This window comes from Sulfurovum iocasae (assembly GCF_047716765.1).
In the GTDB taxonomy this organism is placed as follows: domain Bacteria; phylum Campylobacterota; class Campylobacteria; order Campylobacterales; family Sulfurovaceae; genus Sulfurovum.
Window position 1 is genome coordinate 2,235,041 of sequence record NZ_CP180410.1, and the last position, 19,949, is coordinate 2,254,989.

Consider the following 19,949-nt stretch of genomic DNA (forward strand, 5'->3'; position numbering starts at 1 on the left):
CATGCGGGTAGATTTTTCTTGGGGTGAGACTAGTTTAGCCCCATTTACTTTGATTTATTTAGCTGGAAACCTGATAAATTTTGTCGGGTAACTTGATTTTATTTTATTTTTTTCAGGGCTTATCTCATTTTCATCAGATGATTTCAATACTTCTCCAAGCTCTACAACAGTTACTGTCCTGGTAACCTCAACCACAGTAATATTCTTAGCTGGGATGGGTGTAGCTACTTCATCCATAGGTTTTGATGCTGGTTGCATTTTACTAAGCTCAACTTTTCCTGTTTCTTCAATAATGACTTTTGCCGCTTTTGCTTTGGCAACTTCCACAGAAGAGACAGCCTTTGCCATACTCTGTATTGCCTGCATTTTTACTGTTTTTATCTCAGCTGCAGTACCTTTCTCAGCCTTAACTTTTTCTACTTCAGCTACAGCTTTTACAATGCTCTCTTTGGCATTTATTTTTGCTTTCTCGACCAATGCAGTCGATTTCTCGATCTTACTAACAGCTTGAGATTCAACTACTTTTGTTTGGATCGTCTCTTCAGTTCTCTGCTCTCCTTCTCTCATGGCACGCACAGATTCTACATCTCTTACTGTCTCTCTAAGTTCATTTACAGCATCTTGACGTGCCTGTTCAACAGCATCAATTGATTTAAGTATCTCTTCTCGAACTGCATCACGTGTATCCTCAGCAACTAGCCCAGACAAAGCAAAAACCAACACAGATATAATCATCATAAACTTATTCATAAATAACCCTTTTCTTTAATCATTTTAAATTATTATAATATATTTTATATACTAGTTTAATTAATTATACTCTCCAAGGAACCTTAATACAGCACTTTTAACACATCTCTTGTGATACTTTTAACCTTATCGATCTTTACTATAAGTCTATTTGCAACCTTTTGATCTTTGTCTATTTTATGCCAACTCTCCGTCCATACTCTTTTGAGTTCCTCTGAAGCTTCTTCACATTCAGGGGAGATAAACAAAGAGAGGTCACCAATAAGCCCTACTTTTGCCCAACCATCTCTAGGACTTCCTTTAATAGTGTCATGGTCATAATGATTGGCATAAATGATCTGTTCCAGAGAAGAGAGTTCTTGCAGTATCTAAAAACTTGCTATGCGTATGTTATTGTTATTTTCATTATGTTCATATCGCCAGTTATTATAGACAAACCCAACTACACCAAATACAAAGCTTAGCATTACAATGACTTGATAGGTTATGATCTTATTTTGCAGGGTTTTAAGTGAGAGTTTTTTCATAATAATCTCCATTTAACCCGTATTATGCAATAGAATCGTAGAAAATAGCATAATACGGGTCTAATCATAATGAAGTGTACTATTTTAGGTGTGAAAGGGGTGTGTAGTGGTTAAATGCTCTCGGAGCATTTCATGTTCTCATCCTTCAACACTCAAACTCTCCTCCAAATAAACCCCAAGCTCCTTAGCCTCTTCAAGCATCAACTCACTCACTTTCATCTTTGATTCGATGATAACATCTGCAAGTTTACTCTTGATATGTAGTTCCAATGGACGATTACCTGGGTAGCGTTCTACCAGGCACATGAGATCTTCTACAGTTTTTGCATCCGGCATAAGATTTAAAGCCAAGATAAGTGGCGGTTGTACAGGTTCGGGAGTATGTTTTTCCTCTTTTTGTACCTTAACTTTCGTCTTCTTTGCATCTTTGATGGATGAGATTTTTAGGATATTCATACGTGTGAAGTCACCATCTTTAGTTATCTTTACTTTAAAAGCTATAGGTTTCGTAAGATCAAAATCTTCATCTAACTCTTTGAGACGGTTTTCAAAGAGCATCAACTCGATGTTTCCGTGTAAGTCCATGATGTTGGCTATACCAAACTTGTTCCCCTTTTTGGAGATCTTTTCTGTGATACCTTCTATCTTTCCTATGAACATCGCTTGTGAACCATCTGCCAGATCATCTATCTCAGAACTTAGTGTATAGTCTATCCCATCCAACGTTTCACGGTATTTATCCAATGGGTGTCCTGAAACATAGAAGCCTAGAGACTCTTTTTCCATCTCCAATATCTCCATAGGTTCAAACTCATCCATGTGTGTAAGTTCAAGTGTCACAGCAGTCATCTCTTCATCATCACCCCAAAGAGAGGTTTCTGCTTGTTTTCTTGCTTCTCCTGCTTTTTTAGCCATATCTATGATCTCTTCAAGCTGTGAGAGCATCGCTTTACGCGAGTATCCAAAGCTGTCAAATGCCCCTGCTTTCACAAGTGTTTCGATCACTCTTTTATTGACCTTACTTGAATCTATACGGGAAACGAAATCAGACAGGTCTTTAAACTCATTATCTCCTCTAGCTTCAAGCATGGTATTTATCGCAATGTCTCCTGCACCTTTTAGCGCTCCCATACCAAACATAACAACCTCATCACCATCAATATTACGTGCTTCAAACACTAATCCTGATTTATTGATATCTGGTGGGAGAAGTTTCATACCCATATGTTTTACTTCATCCACATATCTGACTACTTTATCCGTGTTATTTTTTTCCAAGGTCAAAATAGCCGCCATGAACTCTGTCGGGTAGTAGTGCTTCAAAAACGATGTATAAAAGGTTATCATCGCGTAGGCTGCGGAGTGTGATTTGTTAAAACCATACCCGGCAAATTTCACGATAAGATCAAAAAGGTTTGCCGCTTTTTCTCTGTCAAAACCTTTTTTTACAGCACCATCAGCAAACTCATCTTTGAGTTTGTCCATCTCTTCTTTAACCTTTTTACCCATTGCTCTACGTACCAAGTCTGCACCACCAAGGCTAAAGCCACCGATAGTCTGTACGATCTGCATAACCTGTTCCTGGTAAACAATGACCCCATAAGTAGGTTTCAAGATAGGCTCAAGCTCAGGGAACGCATACGTCACCTCAGCACGTCCATGTTTACGCTCAACAAAGTCATCTAGCATCCCTGATTCCATCGGGCCAGGTCGGTAGAGTGCAAGCATCGCAATGACATCTTCAAAACCATTTGGCTTAAGCTTTTTAGCAAGCTCTTGCATGCCGGCAGACTCTATCTGGAAGAGTCCAAGTGTCTCACCTGTACCGATGTACTCATATACTTCTTTGTCTTCTATGTTCTCTTCAACAAAGTTGATGCGTTTCCCATGTCTTCGTTCTACCAGTTGCAATGCCTCTTCGATAACCGTAAGGGTCTTTAGACCTAAAAAGTCAAACTTAATAAGGTCAACATCTTCAACATACTTACCTGAGTATTGTGTCGCCAAGGTATCAAGTCCTGTTGGCTTAAAGAGTGGGGTTTTTTGCCAAAGTGGCTCATTGGAAATCACAACACCCGCAGCATGTGTCCCTGCATTTCTGTTCAGCCCTTCAAGTGCCAGTGCATACTCCCAAGTACGTTTTGCTTGTGGATCACTCGCCAAAAGTTCTTTGATCTTTGGTTCTTTCTCATAAGAGCCTTTGAGGTCTATACCCAGTTCATCAGGGATGAGTTTCGCCATCGCATCTGCTTTAGAATACGGCATGTCAAGTACACGTGCCACATCACGGATGACCCCTTTTGCCAAAAGCTTACCAAAAGTAATGATCTGTGCCACGTTCACACGCCCATACTTCTCTACAACATAATCAAGTATCTCTTGACGACGTGCCTGACAGAAATCCATATCGATATCCGGCATAGAGATACGTTCCGGGTTCAAAAAACGCTCAAAGAGCAGTCCATACGGCATCGGATCGATGTCGGTAATATCCAGAGAATACGCCACAAGCGACCCTGCCGCAGAACCCCGTCCCGGTCCTACAGGGATACCCATCTGCTTTGCAGCATCCACAAAATCCCAAACGATAAGCATATAGCCGGGGAACTTCATAGAGTTGATGATGTCCATCTCTACTTTGAGTCTCTCTCTATACTCTGTATGTTTCTCTTCCGGGACTATTTTAAGTCTCTCTTCCAACCCTTTTTTAGACTCCTCTACAAAAAGTACAATATCATTTTCTAACGAATACTCTACATCCGGTTCAGGCATAGTAATGTTTGACTCAGCGGCTCTTTCTCTGGCAAATTTAAAATTAGGAGGTGTTGGATCTCCCAGTTTTATCTCTAAGTTACATTTGTCTGCTATCTCCTGGGTGTTTTCCAGTGCTTCTGGAATATCTGCAAAAAGTTCAGCCATTTGCTCTGGACTTTTTACATAAAACTCATGCACCGAGTGACGCAAACGGTTCGGATCATCATAAAGTTTGTTCATCGCGATACACATGAACGCCTCATGTGCATCAGCATCTTTTTGTACGGTGTAGTGTGTATCATTTGTCGCGATGATCTTGATGCCAGTCTCTTGTGAAAGTTTGATGATCTGTTTATCGATACGGTGTTGATCACCGATACCGTGACGCATAAGTTCAAGGTAAAAATCATCACCAAAAACATCTTTGTATTTAAGTGCCACTCTTTTAGCTTCATCGTAGCCTTTTGCACCAAATTTCAGGTTTCGCTCTGAAAGGTTCAAGTTCCAGTTTACTTCTCCCTGTAAACAGGCAGAAGAACAGATAATACCTTCAGAATTATCTTTAAGCAAGTCCCAGTTGATACGAGGATAGTAGTAAAATCCATTAATGTATGCCTGAGAAGAAAGATACATAAGGTTTTTATATCCTACCTCATTTTTCGCATAAAGACAAAGATGAAAACGCTGACGTACCGACTTGTCACCCAATTCTTCCTGGTTATGTACATACGCTTCCATACCAATGATAGGTTTAATACCCTCTTTGCGCATCGTATTGTAGAAATCGATTGTTCCAAACATGTTCCCATGATCCGTCATTGCCACAGAAGTCATACCCTGCTCTTTTATCTTCTTGGCAAGTGCTTTGATCTTGTTCGCACCATCAAGGAGTGAGTACTCTGTGTGGAGGTGAAGGTGGGTGAACTGTGGCTTAGCTTTGGGTTCTTCTGACATTAAATAGACCTTTGATTGTTTTACATTTTCCACAAAACATACTCTGTCATTCTCGGGCTTGACCCGGGAATCTAGAGCTTGCACAGTATGTCAACTGTGGATCCCCTGGTCAAGCCCGAGGATGACGAAATTATTGATTCTAATATAGCAGAGTTTAGGTAAAAATGGATTGAAATTTTAAATATGATTTTGCATAAATCTTTCTATTGCTTCAAACACCTCATCGTGCCCCTTGTCTGCTAAGATACTATGTTTCTCACGTGGGAGTAAAAGCAGTTTTTTATCTTTGGAACTTACATTATCATAGATGAGTTGTGCACTCTCCATTTTTACAGTTGGATCATTATCACCTTGTATAATGAGTATGGGTGCAGTAACATCTTTGATAGTCTCTTCCACCTTTGACATCACTTTTTCAAGCTCTGACACAGAAGAGAGTAGGTGTTTAAGATAATTGACTTTGGGTTGTTCCGTATGAGAGTTGTCTATCCACTCTTGGATGCCTTTAGCATTGAGATAAGATATCATCTCATTAAAAAAATGCAAGGTCGGTACAACATAACTCACTCGTAAGTCATGAAGCATCAATGCAGAGTTCAGAGCGATGACCCCATCTACTTTATACTGTGCTGCATGTAACAGTGCAAGCAATCCTCCCGTAGAGAAACCACCGATGAATACTTTGGAACAAACCTGTCTCATAGCAGTAAAAGCACGTTCAAAATCTGTTTCCCAGTCTTGAGCACTTACACTTTTTAATACTTCAGGGTCTGTACCATGCCCACGTAGTCTAGGTACATAAACATTGATGCCTTTTTCAAACAGATACTCGGCTAAAGTACGTATTTCTTCCGGAGATGCCATATATCCATGAGAGAAGACCAATCCTACTTCATTCTTATTATTATAGAGTACGATAGGAGCACCTTTCTCTTCTTTACCAGGTGCTTTTTCATAATACAATTGATACTCCGATTCATAATATGCCCATTCACTCTTTTGAAGATGTGTAAAGTTGTCTTCTTTTAATTCTTGTTCACTGTAGTGACTATTCTCTTCAGCCATCTGCACGATAGGCTCTTGCCATTTGATCTCATTGAGGATGACTTGAAGGGTATTTTTTACCCTCACCTTATGGAAGGGATACTCTTTTTCAAGCAAAGATCTGTCAAACAAATAATCACCATCACTGTCTTGGTAGAGTATCTGCTGTTTTGTTGCAAGATCAATAGCTGAGCTGAATGGTTCATAATTTTCATCAAGTATCATTTTAAAAAGCTCTTTTTGTAACTCTACATGTAGATTATAGTCTTCAAAGGTTCTCAGGGAACGGGCGTTTTTATAGATGAGCGTTTTGAGATACGAAGGGCAGACTTTCACCGTAGGCATCGTCACCAGACTCAAAATAAACAGATGGTCAAAATGTATCTGCATCTGAGAATAGACCCTCTGCATCATTGTATTTGTAAGTACTTTACGCTGCGTATCTATGAAAGCATTAATATTGTCCCAATCATAAAGTAAATTTTCATCCTCTAAAAATGACTCCATATACGTATCAAGGTGTATAGCTTCTCCAAAGCGTATATTCATATGTGCATCCATAAGCAGATTCACCTCTATTTCAAGCTCTTCAAACATTCTTGTATTCCGTTGCTGAACAATACTGTTAACCCAGGTCAAAAAACGGTTCTTCCCTGGTCGTATCGGATAATATGTAATAGAAATGGGAACCACTTTGACTTCCAATGTTGTATCAATACCATCTGCATCTATTCCCATAGAAGAACAGAAGCGTTTTAGATCTTTTTTACTGTGTGTTTTTGCTCTGAGCTGCGCCATTTTTGCTCTGAGAGCCATCACTGCCGCCCCAGTATGGATAGGACCTTCATATTCAGGAGAATGTGTACAAAATTCTCCATTATCAAAGGTGATACGTTTATTTTTCACCATATAGCCTTCAGGATAAATGATCCAATCCGAACTCCCTTTTAGCAAGTCTTCTACAATGATGCAGTCACGGGCTTTATTTTTGTTAGAGATCGTTCCGACCCAACGCATGAACCTGCCCAATGTACCAACAAATACACTGTCATCTGCTAAAGATCTGGAAACCCTGCCATACTCTTCATAGAGCATATGAGGCACAACAAAAGTTTCAAAACGTGTAAAGTGGTTGGCAACAAAAAGTACGGGAGAATCCGCTACCTCCTCTCCTGAGATGGTGATGTTTGCACCGGAAAGCTTACGAACCAAACCTATAACCAACGATGAAAATGCCAATGCCAAACGCATAATTAAACCTTTTTATCCCTTGTCTTTTTATGAAAATACTCATCATGAACAAATGAATCTACCGTAATGATCTCATGTTGTAACTCTCTTGCCTCTTCCAGTTGTCTTTTTTCACCTTCAGTTAAACGCTCTTCTCTCTTCTCTTTGTCAAGCAATGCTTTGACCTCTTGCAACTTATGTGTTGCAGCTAAAAGTTGTTGTGGACGTTCACCCATGTAAATATTTCCACAGATTCTTTCTCTTACACTGTCATCTTCACACAAAGCTACAGCTACGTGATGTAAATTGTCATCTTTAATGGTTTTTCCCATAGGGTTTAAACGTGTGTAGTATCCTAACATTCTAAATGGCATGCCCAGCGCTCCAGGCACTAAGTTTTTAAGTATACCTCTAAAAGCAATATCTATTTTTCCAAAGGCATCTTCAACGGCTACCTCTAAAAATACTTCATCACTCTGCTTACTTCCTTCTACTTCAAAACGTTTGAGTGCCGCGGTGATCAGATACATCTGCGACAACACATCCCCAAACCTCCCAGATACAGACTCTCTTCGCTTCAAAGATGCACCCATTAGACCTAAAGCAACATCACTCAAATAGGCAAACCTCGCAGAAGCCCATGCAAGTTTCTGTTCATAACGTTTTGCTTTACCGTTGGAGTGTGAAATATGGGCATAACCACGCGTCATTCCCAGTACGAAGGCTCTTGCTTTATTGCGGGTCACGTGTCCGATATGTGAAAATAATAAAGTATCAAATACTTTCACATCACCTTCTTCAAGGGCTTCTATCTGTGCGTATGCATACGGATGACAGCGTATCATACCTTGCCCGAACATGATGAGTGTACGGGTCATGATGTTTGCACCCTCAACCGTAATGGCAACGGGCGCACCAAAATAGGCATGTGCTAAAAGGTTCCGAGGCCCTCTTGAGATGGCAGCACCACCTTGTATATCCATCGCATCTATGACATTATGTCTGAACATTTCTGTACTTTGGTACTTCATGATGGCATTGGCAACAGCTGGTTTTTTTCCTGCGTTAATGGCACCTAAGGTAAAGGTTTTTGCAGCATCAAGCATATAGGTACTTGCACCCAAACGACCCAACACTTCAGCAATTCCTTCAAATTTGGCGATGCTCAAACCAAACTGATACCGTACCACAGAGTAAGTAGAAGCTACATAGGTAGCAAGTTTAGAGCCTCCTGTACTGGTAGATGGTAAAGAGATACCTCTACCTACAGCAAGTGATTCCATAAGCATTTGCCAACCTTTTCCTAACCCATCATGCCCACCAATGACATCGTCTATGCCTATGATGACATCTTTACCCAACAGTGGTGCATTGACAAACGGTACATTCAACGGGTCATGCCGTTGTGTCTGATCAACACCTTTACTTTTAGCATCGACCAAGGCACAGGTAATGCCCAACTCTTTTCCTAAGCCTAAAATATTTTCAGGGTCTTTAAGCACAAAAGCAAGGCCTATGACTGTAGCAATAGAAGAGAGTGTGATGTAACGTTTTTCAAAGTTCAGTTTGATCTTTACTTCACCCTCTTTGTCTTTAAAGACCACACCCTCAGACTGTATGGAAGCAGCGTCACTCCCTGCTTCTGGTTCAGTCAAAGCAAAACAAGGGATGTCTCGTCCATCGGCAAGTCTGGGAAGGTAATGTTTTTTCTGCTCCCCTTGTCCATAATGTAAAAGTAACTCGGTAGGTCCAAGTGAGTTAGGTACCATCACAGTGATGGCCAGTACTTGGGAGTGTGTGGCCAGCTTTTCAATAACACAAGAGTGTCCATACGCTGAAAAGCCAAGTCCTCCATACTCTTTAGGGATGATCATTCCTAAGAACTTCTTACTCTTGAGGTATTTCCATACCTCTTTTGGCAGATCTCTTTGTTCAAAGACTTCCCAATCACTTGTCATGGCACAAACTTCATTGACTTCGTTGTCTATAAAAGCTTGTTCCTCCTCACTAAGTGCAGGATACGGGTTTTCAAAGATCTTTTTAAAATCAGGTTTACCCGAAAAGAGTTCACCCTCTACCCAGACATCCCCTGCTCTAAGCGCTGTTTTCTCCGTATCAGAGATCTTAGGCAGTAAACCCTTGGATTTGAGCAATGTAAAAAGAGGCTGGGTAATGAGTTTTACACGTATCTCTTTGATGAGCAGCACTACAGCTAAAGCAATCGAAGGTATCCACCAAAACAAAGAAGCTTCAGCACCTAACAGCAATGCACCTAATGCTAAAAACCAAGCCCATAATGGCGCTGCAAAATATGCCAATGCCAAAGCTACAATGATCACCAGTAATAAAAGTCCCATCACACACCTCCATAAAATGTTTGATTGTTTTTTGCCATTTCTATAAGTGTTTCTGCAGGCGTAAATCGTTCACCAAACTGTTCTTTCAGCATACCCAATCGTGCTACAATATTTGCCAAACCTTCACTATCTGCATAACGTAAAAGTCCACCTCTAAATGCAGGAAAACCTGTTCCCATAACCATCGCCATATCTAAGTACTGGGCATTGGCCACTACATCTTCTTCCAAACAGCGTGCCGCTTCATTGACCATAATGAGTATGGCACGGTCAAGTATGATGTTTTTTTTCAGTTTTACACTGCTGCTTCTCAATATTTCTAGTTCTCCATTGGGTGATCTTTTCCTACCTTTATGGATGTAAAAACCACTGCCTGTTTTTTTGCCTAACCATGCTTTGGCAGACATCTGCTCAAGTAAAGGGGATGGCATCATACGTTCGCCATATGCTTCATGTAAAATATAAGAAACTTTCTCCCCAATGTCTATACCCACCTCATCGGCAAGGGTAAAAGGACCCATAGGCATACCAAAGTCAGTGAGTATCTCATCTATACGTTCGATATTTTCACCCTCTTCAAACATTTTGGCTGCCTCGTTGAGATAAGGCAACAGAGTACGGTTCACCAAAAACCCTGCACACTCTCCTACTTTGATAGGTGTTTTACCTAGTTTTTTAGCAAGTTGCACAACAGTAGCTATAGTATCTTCAGAGGTTTTTTCTCCTGCAATGACTTCTACCAGTGGCATCTTTGCTACAGGATTAAAAAAGTGCATCCCCACAAAACGTTCAGGATGCTGACACTCTTGTACCAGATCGGTAATAGCCAAGGAAGAGGTATTTGTAGCGATGATGGCATCTTGAGGCATGAATGTTTCCAGTTCTTCAAAGACTTTTTGTTTGATGGCACGCTCCTCACTTACTGCTTCGATTGCCATATCCATACTGGATAATCCTTCAACACCTGTAGTGTGGGTCACAGCGTCCATCTTCAGACCTATCTCACGACTGGTCAGCCGTCCTCTTCTCTTGATGGCTTCAAAGTTCTGCATCATCTTTGCTATCGCTTGAGCAATGCTGCTCATCTTTCTTGCTTTCAATCGCACAGGAATATCTTTTGCCGCCAATGCCCATGCGATACCTGACCCCATGGTGCCTACACCAACGACTGCAGAATTAGAGATATTTTTAACTTTTCCTTTGGAGAAGGTCTCTTTTTTAAGTCTCTCAGAGGTAAAAAATAGTTCTATGAGATTTTTAGATATCTGACTTGTTGCAAGAGGTTCAAATGCTTCCAGTTCTATCTTCAATCCCTCTTCTAAAGACATAGACAATGTCTCTTCGAGTACATCAACAGCTTTTAAAGGTGCAGGGTAATGTCCTGCTGTTTTTTTCAAGATCTCTTTTCTCGCCATTTTAGCGATCAACATTTTTACAGGTCCAAACTTTTCATACCATTTGACACCTTTACGGTTTTTTTTCACTTTTTCTTCAAGTGTTCCCTCAAGTATCTCCTGGCTAAACTCCTCTTTTTTAAAACCCAAATAACCACTGGGTACAGATGCATCCACAAGACCCAGTACTAATGCTTTATCACCTTTCAAACGTTTTGATGCAGTGATAAGTTCTATGGACTTCGTAAATCCAACCAGTGGTGGAAGCCTCTGTGTCCCACCAAGTCCGGGGATGATGCCTAAACTCACCTCGACTAAACCTATGCGTGTATGTGCATCATTGGTAGCCACACGATAATCACAGGCAAGGGAGAGTTCCAAGCCTCCACCCAGACATGCACCGTCTATCATGGCAACGGTAGGGAAAGGTAGGTTTTCAAGCCTGTTAAATATCTCCTGACCATGTCGTAATTTCTCCACAGTCTCTGCCGAATCTTTAAACGCTTTTATCTCCTTGATATCTGCCCCTGCAATGAAGATATGCTCTTTGGCACTCTCTATAAAAAGTGCTTTGATGCTTTTATCATTCTTCATTTCAATGATCTGTTGTTCTAGCTCATAAAGTGCATCAAAACAAAGTACATTTACAGCTGAATCCGGTGTGTCAAATATCAGTGTTACAATACCTCTATCATCTCTATTCAGGTTAAAATATTTCATCACTCTACCTCCAGTAACAGTGCAGCACCTTGCCCACCACCGATGCATAATGTAGCTAATCCTCGTTGTTGCCCACGTTGTCTAAGTTCATGTAACACCGTCAATACCAGTCTTGTGCCTGTCATACCTACAGGGTGACCCAAGGCTACGGCACCACCATTAACATTGAGTATATTTGGGTCTATCGCACCTACAGCTTTATCCTCACCGAAATGCATTTTTGCAAATTCCACTGAAGCAAATGCTTTCTCACAGGCGATCACCTGTGCCGCAAAAGCTTCATTGATTTCCATAATCTCTATATCTTTCATACTCAAACCCGTTTGCTTAAAAAGCTTATGTGTGGCAAAAACCGGTCCCAGTCCCATACGTTTAGGATCAAGACCTTCATAGGCATAATCACGCAAATACCCCAAAGGTTCCAAGCCTCGTTTTTTAGCTTCACTCTCACTCATCAGTATCACACCCGCTGCTGCATCAGTGATCTGTGATGAGTTCCCGGCAGTAACTGTCCCATTCTTCCTATCAAAAAAAGGTCTGAGATGTGCCAGTTTTTCCAAGGTTTGACTCTCTCGGATACCATCATCAAAATCCAAGTACTTTCCTTCATGTTCATCATAGACAACCGCCATACTTTCCAGGGAAAATCGTCCACTCTCTTTGGCTTTTTGGGCTTTTTGATGACTCAGCAGAGAAAAGGTATCTTGCTCTTCCCTGCTTATCCCAAAATCCTGTGCCAATACTTCGGCCGTAGATCCCATAAGCAGTCCACTTACAGGATCGGTCAGTCCAGACATCAGTCCAATGACAGGTTTAAGAAAACCGGGTCTAAAACCAAAAAGGGCACGTATGCTATCTAACGCACTTTTAGAACGTGAAAGCTTTTCAAAAAGACCTGTCATCTTTTCACTATAGACCAGAGGAATATTAGACATAGACTCTACCCCACCACAAACATAAACTTTACCTTCTCCTGCATGTATACGGGAGACTGCCGTAGTGATGGACTCCATACCTGAAGCACAGTTTCGGTGTACGGTCAGTGCCGGTGTAGGTTCAGGGAAACCTGCACGTAAAGCAATGACTCTGGCAATGTTCGCTGCATGTATGGGTTGCGCCACATTTCCAATGATCACTTCATCCACTGCATCTACACCTACAGGCGAACGCATCATCAGTTCCCGAAATAATATAGCCCCCAGTCGATCCGCCTGTAACTGTTTAAACTTTCCACCTGCTCTTGCCATAGGGGTTCGCAATCCGCTGATAATGGCTATACGCTCTTTTTGATTATATGTTTTTGAATTTTTCTTTGTCATAGATGATCCTTATACATCTCTTCAATCTCATTACTATAACGTTCAAGAAGTTGTTTTTTTGCCAATTTCATTGAAGGGGTCAGTTCTCCATTTTCTATGCTCAATGTGTCACCGATAAGTCTAAACTTACGTATTTTCTCCCAATGGTTCAACTTGAGATTGATTTTTTTGATAAATTTTTCACTCATCTTCTGAAATTTCTGTGACTCCAGTGCCTTTAGGGGTGTACTTTTCATCTTGGTAGCCAAGCGTCCTAAACACTCTGGTTCTACAAAAAGCAGAGCAACAACAAAAGGTTTTCCGTCACCTACGATAAGTGCATATTCAAACCAGCCATTACTCACCAACTCCTGCTCTATATAGACCGAAGAGACATACTCTCCGGTAGAGGTTTTAAAAAGCTCACGTCTCCTACCAGTGATACTGATATTACCTTCATCATCTATCTGAGCCAGATCTCCTGTATGCAGCCAACCATCACTGTCAATGACTTCATTTGTAGCGGCCACATTTTTATGATATCCCCGCATTACATTTGCACCTCTGGCAAACAACTCACCCTCATCGCTGACCATGACTTCAACTCCTGGAAATGTTTTACCACAGGTTCCTATCTTATTATTTTCAGGTGTATTTGCAGAAATAACAGGACTTGACTCTGTTTGCCCATACCCTTGATAAAGAGGGATACCGATATTCAAATAAAACCGGTACAACATATCTGACAGTGCAGCCCCGCCACTTATCATCATGCGCAGCCTGGTACCAAAGGCCATACGAAGCTTTTGGTACACAAGTTTATCTAACAACTTGTCTAGAAAGGAAGCATCAGTGAAAGGATCTTTCGTCGTTGCACGATAAAAGGCAAGCATGACAAGACCTTTTTTAAGGATGTTTCCTTCCATGGCCTTGAGTTTCATCTTGAAAAAGACTTTTTCCAGCAGTCTGGGTACCACGGTCATGACTGTAGGGTTAACCTCTTTAAGCAGCACTCCCACATTTTTTACATCATCCGCAAAGTACACAGTTAACTCTCTTGAGAGATAAAAATGCATTACCATACGTTCAAATATATGTGCTAAAGGCAAGAAAGAAAAAGCGATATCTTTTTCTCTGTCAAACTGATAATTTAAAGCTGTTGCATGGATCTGGGAAATAAGGTTTTTATGTGTAAGTTCTACACCTTTAGGCGTTCCGGAAGTTCCGGAAGTATAAACGATGGTTGCCAGGTCTTCTTCATGAAGTTGATACAGAAGTGTCTCAAAGAGTGATGGATCATCTTTGTCTATCTCTTTACCTTGTGCAAGAAGTTTTGTAAAGGTTATGTAGCCGGAACTCTCTTCACCCAGATAGATAAGCTCTATACTCTCATCTGCCTGCAAAATAAGTTCTTCATGCTTTTTAACTTCTATAAAAGCTGTATGTATCGAGGCATCAAGCAGTTGAAAAAGAAGGTTACGAGAAGAGATATTGGTAAAAAGCGGAACAGAGACTGCACCTGCTAACATCAAAGCATAATCGATCATTAACCAATACGGAGATGGTGATACCGCAATAGCTATCTGCTTACCTTTCCACCCATTTTTATAGGCGGCTAACGCAAGATAGCGAATATTCAGCAGAAACTCTTCTTTGGAAAATACTTTCCATCCATCTCCATCACGATGATGTAAAAACGCTTCTTTTTGGGGGGAATTTTCAAGATGTCTATACAACTCTCCAAAATGTACAAAATGTGGGTTCATAGCAACTCCTTTTTAAAAAGTCAACCATGAGCAGTATAAAGAAAATGTGTGTATTGTATGTGCAAATATATTTGCACATTGTCTGACAGTGATTTAGAAGCACCCCACTACTTTTCAGAGAAATGTTATTATATTAATCAAGTAAAATTTTTGAGAAATTTTAAATAAACAACTTAGTTTTCACACTTGAAATGTACTTTTTCATTTTTTATGCATAAGGAATTATGTTAATCAGTTGGTCATGTTTTCATTATAAAATCTCCTATATAGCCTATTTTATAAGGTTTTATATTCTCGGTTGCTTATAAATGGTCTCAGTACGTTACTACAGCGATAAACGTTATAAATATGTTAGATTATAAGGTTTTAACTTTTTCAAGAGTATCTTAGCTACCGACTACAAACCCCAATTCATAGAAAATAGTTATGCGTTAGATTACAGATTGATAGTAAATTAAGTCAATATTATTGAAATTATTAGTAAATGTCATATTTTACAGACATTTTAGAGATATACTTACATTTAAATTTAGAATACTTGAATGTCGCTACAGCGATAAACATTATAGACTATGTTAAATTATAAGGTTTTTGTCCAAACTATTATTACTCACCTATGAAAGTAGTGATATGAAAATGTAAAAAAGGTGGAGGATTCTCTATGACTATAAGATCACTTTCGTTTCTTCTTGTTGCATATATCTTTACACTGGGAACGAATACCTACGCAAACAGCATCATAGAGAAAAATAAAGCAGTGAAGGTAAAGACTCAAAAGCTTTTACGCGTCATGGATACTAAAGAGGCGTATGGAAAATCCTGTGAAGAGTACAGCTATATCTCTCCTTTACAGAGATTAAAGTTAGTCAAACAAAACTTTCTATTGGGAGATATCCTAAGTGATTCACTTTCTATTCCAAGTATAAACCAAGATCAGCTTGTAGAGACTAACCTTACAAAATGCAATGTTCAAGATATAGATGTCAGTGAATTCACATATAGAGAGAAGCTTAGCTATCTTAATGAAAATATCGTCACCATAGAAATATTTCAATATGAATATGGTGCAGGTGCAGCGCATGGTAATAGTCATATATCCCACTATATGTATGACAGAGAATATGGTATGAAGCTTGATTGGGAAAATCTCTTTGGCAAAAATGAAGCGTTTGATAAATATGTTTTAAAGCGTGTGGTAAAAGAGGTCGCCGATGAGGATTTTATTACTTATTTTAAAGCAAGTGATCAGTTATTTAATTTCCGTAATGCAGGTTACTTTACAATCACCAATGAAGGTTTGCTCATACAGTACGGTAAATATGAGATCACTCCTGGATCATCAGGTTTGCCTTCTATAGTAGTTCCTAAAGAGGTTTTAAAACAGCATATGACCAAAGAGATGTATGAGAAGTGTTTTATTCCTAACAATAATATTGAATATGTTCTAAATGCTATCTAGTTACACAAAAATCTTAACAGAATCTTGAAGATTACTGCACCAATGCTTTTTTGATCTCATCATAAACTTCTAAAGCACCTCTTCTACCTCGTTCTGGCATTATTCCGGGACGTAAACTCTTTGATTCATCTTTATGTAGTATGGTCTTAACATCTGCCGTGCAGGATTCAATACCTCTGCCTTTTTCATCAACTGCCACCAATTTAACTTGATTGCCTATGTCTCTTTCGGCAAAATGTCTATCTTTGCAGCTTAATAGGTCTTAACGCCTTAGATGGTATATGGTAGCAGTTTGTATTGAAGGTATTGATCAATATTTACTCCAGACTCCGTATAAACAGCCTGGAACATAAAACTAAAGTGGTGGATAGTCTGAAGTATTCACGTCAACAGGTGTTTCTGTTGCTTTGGAGACAATGACACCTTTCCCATCATCACCCTTTTCCACATCAACAACAATGGGGTCAGTACCTTCAACATCTACTGGATAGTTTACAGTTACAAGATCATAGGCCCCTTCTTCCAGAAAGGACAACGTAAAGTTTCCATCACTCATATTAACATCCGTGCTACTGATGGAATTAAGAAAATGACTCCCATCACTGTTTGGTACCATTTCATCATCTTCTGGATAGGTGCTATCATAAGTACCAGCTTCGTAAGCATAAACAAATAAATCATCATTCTCTTTATTGAAAGTTTCTATATCAACCACTGTTCCATTTATCGTACCTGAAAGCTCAGTAACAACCAATCGGATTACAGGTTTCAATAGATATTTCCCACTGTTTCCTGCAACAACGATCGATTTCTCCACATTAAAATCTGCCATAATTTTGATTTTTGCATTTGCAGTAATATCAAAATCACCTTTGCCTTTATAGCCGCTTTGTCCCCCACTCGGTACAAATAAAGGTGCTATTGGTTCGTCTTCACCGAATTCTATATAGCAACCCGGATTACTTTTGACTTTTCCATTTTTTTCAGGAGCATCCAACTTAAATCGGATCTCTTTATAGTGTCCTACCGGCAACACAATATCTCCAAGGTAAAGTGATTCACCATCATGAAGAGCAAGCAGGTCAAATGTCTGGGATTCAAACTTGTTCTTTTCAAACTCATCATTTTCAAACTCAAAATCATTAACATCCATCCAGTTGCCATCATAATTGAACTCAATACCCGTAACTGTAATATAAACAGCCGTAACAGTCCCAGGTAACTGTGGTGGTGCATCGGTGATACTGAGTGACATAACACCAGTTTCAGTCTTTGCAGAAGATGTAGAGTCTGGAGTAGTAGCAGTTGGTGTAGAACCTGAAGTAGTAGCAGAAGGTGCTGTACCATCAGAAGAGCTACCTCCTCCACATGCAGTGAATAGTATTACCATACTTGCCAGCAAGAGCATTTTGATTTGTTTCATTTTTAATCCCTTTAAGAATTATTTAGTATTTAAACTAAAAAAGCCAGATTACCCCTTGATTAGGTAACCTGGCTTTCTCTAAAGAGATCCGTAGGTTTTCCGCCCTATTTTCACAAATAGTTTAGCTTTTCTTTTTAGAAATCAACAATTTATTATAATCTACATGACTGTATTATGGAATGAAGTAGCTTAAATCTTTGTTAAAAATGAAAGTAAGAACCAAACAGCGTATTTTGAAAACCTTATAAAATATATAACATTATAAGGTTTTGTAGAACTTGGAATTATTGAGAAAAAATATGAGTTTTATTTTAATGGGGATAAGTCTCAGACAGTCGTATTTTTTGTCTAGAACAGAAGTTTGCTGGAGTTATATCATTTAGTCTTTTTTTAAATCTTTTTATCTATTCTTTTTGTTTATTTGTCAAACTAATGGGACTATTTTTAATGCATGAATGAAGTATCTACTAAACTTTCAGCACAAGATGTTAAAAATCTTAATGATTTAAAATAAGAAGAGTGTGACAGTTTGGATTGTATTGGAGTATAGAGTTAAATCTCAAGAGAGAAGCGCTACAAAATGTGGTATGCTACTTATTCCAGATCAGAAAGGAAAACTTAGAAAAGATGCATAAAAATAAACTGTCATCTTTTTTTATAATACTGTTTATGGTAATGATCATACCCCTGTTCCTTATTGCAGGGAACAGCACAAATGTAATTATCCCTAAGCCGCAGAAGCTTCTTCCTGGAAACGGAAAATTCCTTTTGACAAAACAAACCCGATACCTTTCTGACACATCCCTTTCCCAAAATGCCATAGCGTATCTGCAAAGGCAGTTGAAACAAAACGCAGGATATCTACTGCAGAGAGCCAGAGTTTCCAAAGATAAGAGCATACGTTTTCATTACGATCCGAAAAAGATCAAAAAGTCTGAGGCGTACCGGCTTCATATCGAAAAAGAGCAGGTCACTATTGAAGCAAGAGACAAGGCAGGCTTCTTCTATGCGGTCGTTTCACTAATGCAGCTGATGGATCCTGCTATCTGGGGACAATCAGGGTCAAGTAGAGGAGAAAAAAACTGGTATATCCCCTCCTGCACTATAGAAGATTATCCACGTTTCAAATGGCGTGGAATGATGCTGGACACTTCACGAAATTTCTTCTCCACATCCTATATCAAAAAGTTTATCGACCGTATGGCGCAGCATAAACTTAATCGCTTTCATTGGCACTTGACGGATGATGAGGGATGGCGTATCCAGATCAAGCAATATCCACTACTGACAAAGATAGGGGCGAGACGGGGACCGGGCACAAAACTTCCTTTTTCGACTTATCCTGCCATACGTGGTCCAAAAAATAAGATCCAGTCAGGTTACTACACACAGGATGAGATTAGAGAGATCGTTGCCTATGCCAAAGCTCGCTCCATAGAGATCCTTCCGGAAATCGATATCCCCGGTCATGCAAAAGCAGCCATTGTCGCTTATCCAAAACTCCTGCAGGATCCCAAAGATAAAAGCCGTTACCGTTCTGTGCAAAAAGTGACTAACAACACGATCAATCCGGGAATGGAAAGCAGCTACATTTTTCTTGAAAATGTTATTTCGGAAGTCAGCGGACTTTTTCCTTTTCACTACATTCACCTGGGAGGAGATGAGATCCCCAAAGGCGCCTGGAAAAAATCTCCTGCTGTCCATAATTTGATGCAAAAAAAAGGATTGAAAAATACCAAAGAGGTACAAAACTATTTCTTCACCCGTTTGGATAAAATTCTTGCAAAACACCAGCGAAAAATGATCGTCTGGCAGGAGGTGATGCAGGGCAAACCAATGTTAAGACAAAGTGATATTTTTATGGCGTGGAAAAGTCCAAAAGCCGGCAGAAAATTGATCAAGCAGCATCGCAATGTTATCATGGTGCCGGTTCAGTATCTCTATTTTGATCAGCAATATACCAGAAGTAAAAAGGAACCGGGACATACCTGGTCTACTCCCGTCAGCACCCAGAAAACATACACATTCAATCCAGGTAACTCCTCCTATATTCGTGGTGTACAAGCCTGTCTCTGGTCTGAAACACTGCTGAATGAAAAGATCGCAGATTATCTTGCCTGGCCCAGGACATTGGCACTTTCAGAAGTTGCATGGACAGAACAGAAAAAACGCAAGTGGGGAGACTTTCAAAAACGCGCATCCGAAGCAGGACTCAAACGGCTTAAAGAACAAGGCATTCACTACCGTCCTGTTGTTCCTGTACGTTAGCCCAT

General features: G+C 39.8%; 13 protein-coding genes and 1 riboswitch. Of the genes, 2 read left to right on the forward strand and 11 right to left on the reverse strand.

The genetic code is table 11. From position 1 onward, the window contains the following. Positions 1–54: 54 nt before the first annotated feature. From ACLHDG_RS11005 to ACLHDG_RS11045, 9 genes are all read right to left on the reverse strand, one after another. Entirely contained in the window at positions 55–750 is a 696-nt protein-coding gene (locus tag ACLHDG_RS11005) for a hypothetical protein (protein ID WP_415406284.1), read from the reverse strand. An 83-nt stretch (positions 751–833) separates the two neighbouring features. Further along, entirely contained in the window at positions 834–998 is a 165-nt protein-coding gene (locus tag ACLHDG_RS11010) for a hypothetical protein (RefSeq protein WP_415406285.1), read from the reverse strand. A 120-nt stretch (positions 999–1,118) separates the two neighbouring features. Continuing rightward, positions 1,119–1,277, reverse strand: a complete 159-nt coding sequence (locus ACLHDG_RS11015; protein ID WP_415406286.1) for a hypothetical protein — start codon at positions 1,275–1,277, stop codon at positions 1,119–1,121. Between the two features lie 138 nt (positions 1,278–1,415). Beyond that, positions 1,416–4,985 (reverse strand): DNA polymerase III subunit alpha, encoded by a 3,570-nt coding sequence (dnaE, locus tag ACLHDG_RS11020; protein ID WP_415406287.1) that lies wholly within the window; start codon positions 4,983–4,985, stop codon positions 1,416–1,418. Between the two features lie 177 nt (positions 4,986–5,162). After that, entirely contained in the window at positions 5,163–7,280 is a 2,118-nt protein-coding gene (locus tag ACLHDG_RS11025; protein WP_415406288.1) for an alpha/beta fold hydrolase, read from the reverse strand. Positions 7,281–7,282: 2 nt separating this feature from the next. Further along, positions 7,283–9,616 carry an acyl-CoA dehydrogenase gene (locus tag ACLHDG_RS11030; protein ID WP_415406289.1) on the reverse strand — a complete coding sequence of 778 codons (2,334 nt, stop codon included), beginning with the start codon at positions 9,614–9,616 and terminating at the stop codon, positions 7,283–7,285. Continuing rightward, complete coding sequence (locus tag ACLHDG_RS11035) at positions 9,616–11,730, reverse strand: 3-hydroxyacyl-CoA dehydrogenase NAD-binding domain-containing protein (protein WP_415406290.1); 2,115 nt, start codon at positions 11,728–11,730, stop codon at positions 9,616–9,618. Before ACLHDG_RS11035 ends, ACLHDG_RS11030 begins: the two co-directional genes overlap by 1 nt. After that, the gene (locus tag ACLHDG_RS11040) at positions 11,730–13,049 is read right to left on the reverse strand and encodes an acetyl-CoA C-acyltransferase (protein ID WP_415406291.1); all 1,320 of its coding nucleotides are present in this window, start codon (positions 13,047–13,049) and stop codon (positions 11,730–11,732) included. The genes ACLHDG_RS11035 and ACLHDG_RS11040 overlap by 1 nt, the downstream gene beginning before the upstream one ends. Beyond that, a complete protein-coding gene (locus ACLHDG_RS11045) occupies positions 13,046–14,794 on the reverse strand; it encodes an AMP-dependent synthetase/ligase (RefSeq protein ID WP_415406292.1) in 1,749 nt (582 codons plus the stop codon). The genes ACLHDG_RS11040 and ACLHDG_RS11045 overlap by 4 nt, the downstream gene beginning before the upstream one ends. 661 nt (positions 14,795–15,455) lie before the next feature. Between ACLHDG_RS11045 and ACLHDG_RS11050 the strand changes: the two genes are divergently transcribed. Then, positions 15,456–16,253: an RsiV family protein gene (locus tag ACLHDG_RS11050; RefSeq protein ID WP_415406293.1), complete on the forward strand. Its 798-nt coding sequence runs from the start codon at positions 15,456–15,458 to the stop codon at positions 16,251–16,253. 31 nt (positions 16,254–16,284) lie between these two features. Here the strand turns inward: ACLHDG_RS11050 and ACLHDG_RS11055 are convergent, their stop codons facing one another. Both ACLHDG_RS11055 and ACLHDG_RS11060 read right to left on the reverse strand, forming a co-directional pair. Beyond that, the gene (locus ACLHDG_RS11055; protein WP_415406294.1) at positions 16,285–16,452 is read right to left on the reverse strand and encodes a hypothetical protein; all 168 of its coding nucleotides are present in this window, start codon (positions 16,450–16,452) and stop codon (positions 16,285–16,287) included. Between the two features lie 156 nt (positions 16,453–16,608). Beyond that, entirely contained in the window at positions 16,609–17,676 is a 1,068-nt protein-coding gene (locus tag ACLHDG_RS11060; protein WP_415406295.1) for a DUF4382 domain-containing protein, read from the reverse strand. Positions 17,677–17,735: 59 nt separating this feature from the next. Further along, positions 17,736–17,812: riboswitch (cyclic di-GMP riboswitch) on the reverse strand. A 533-nt stretch (positions 17,813–18,345) separates the two neighbouring features. Here ACLHDG_RS11060 and ACLHDG_RS11065 point away from each other — a divergent pair. Further along, the gene (locus tag ACLHDG_RS11065) at positions 18,346–19,944 is read left to right on the forward strand and encodes a beta-N-acetylhexosaminidase (RefSeq protein ID WP_415406296.1); all 1,599 of its coding nucleotides are present in this window, start codon (positions 18,346–18,348) and stop codon (positions 19,942–19,944) included. The last annotated feature ends 5 nt before the right edge of the window (positions 19,945–19,949 follow it).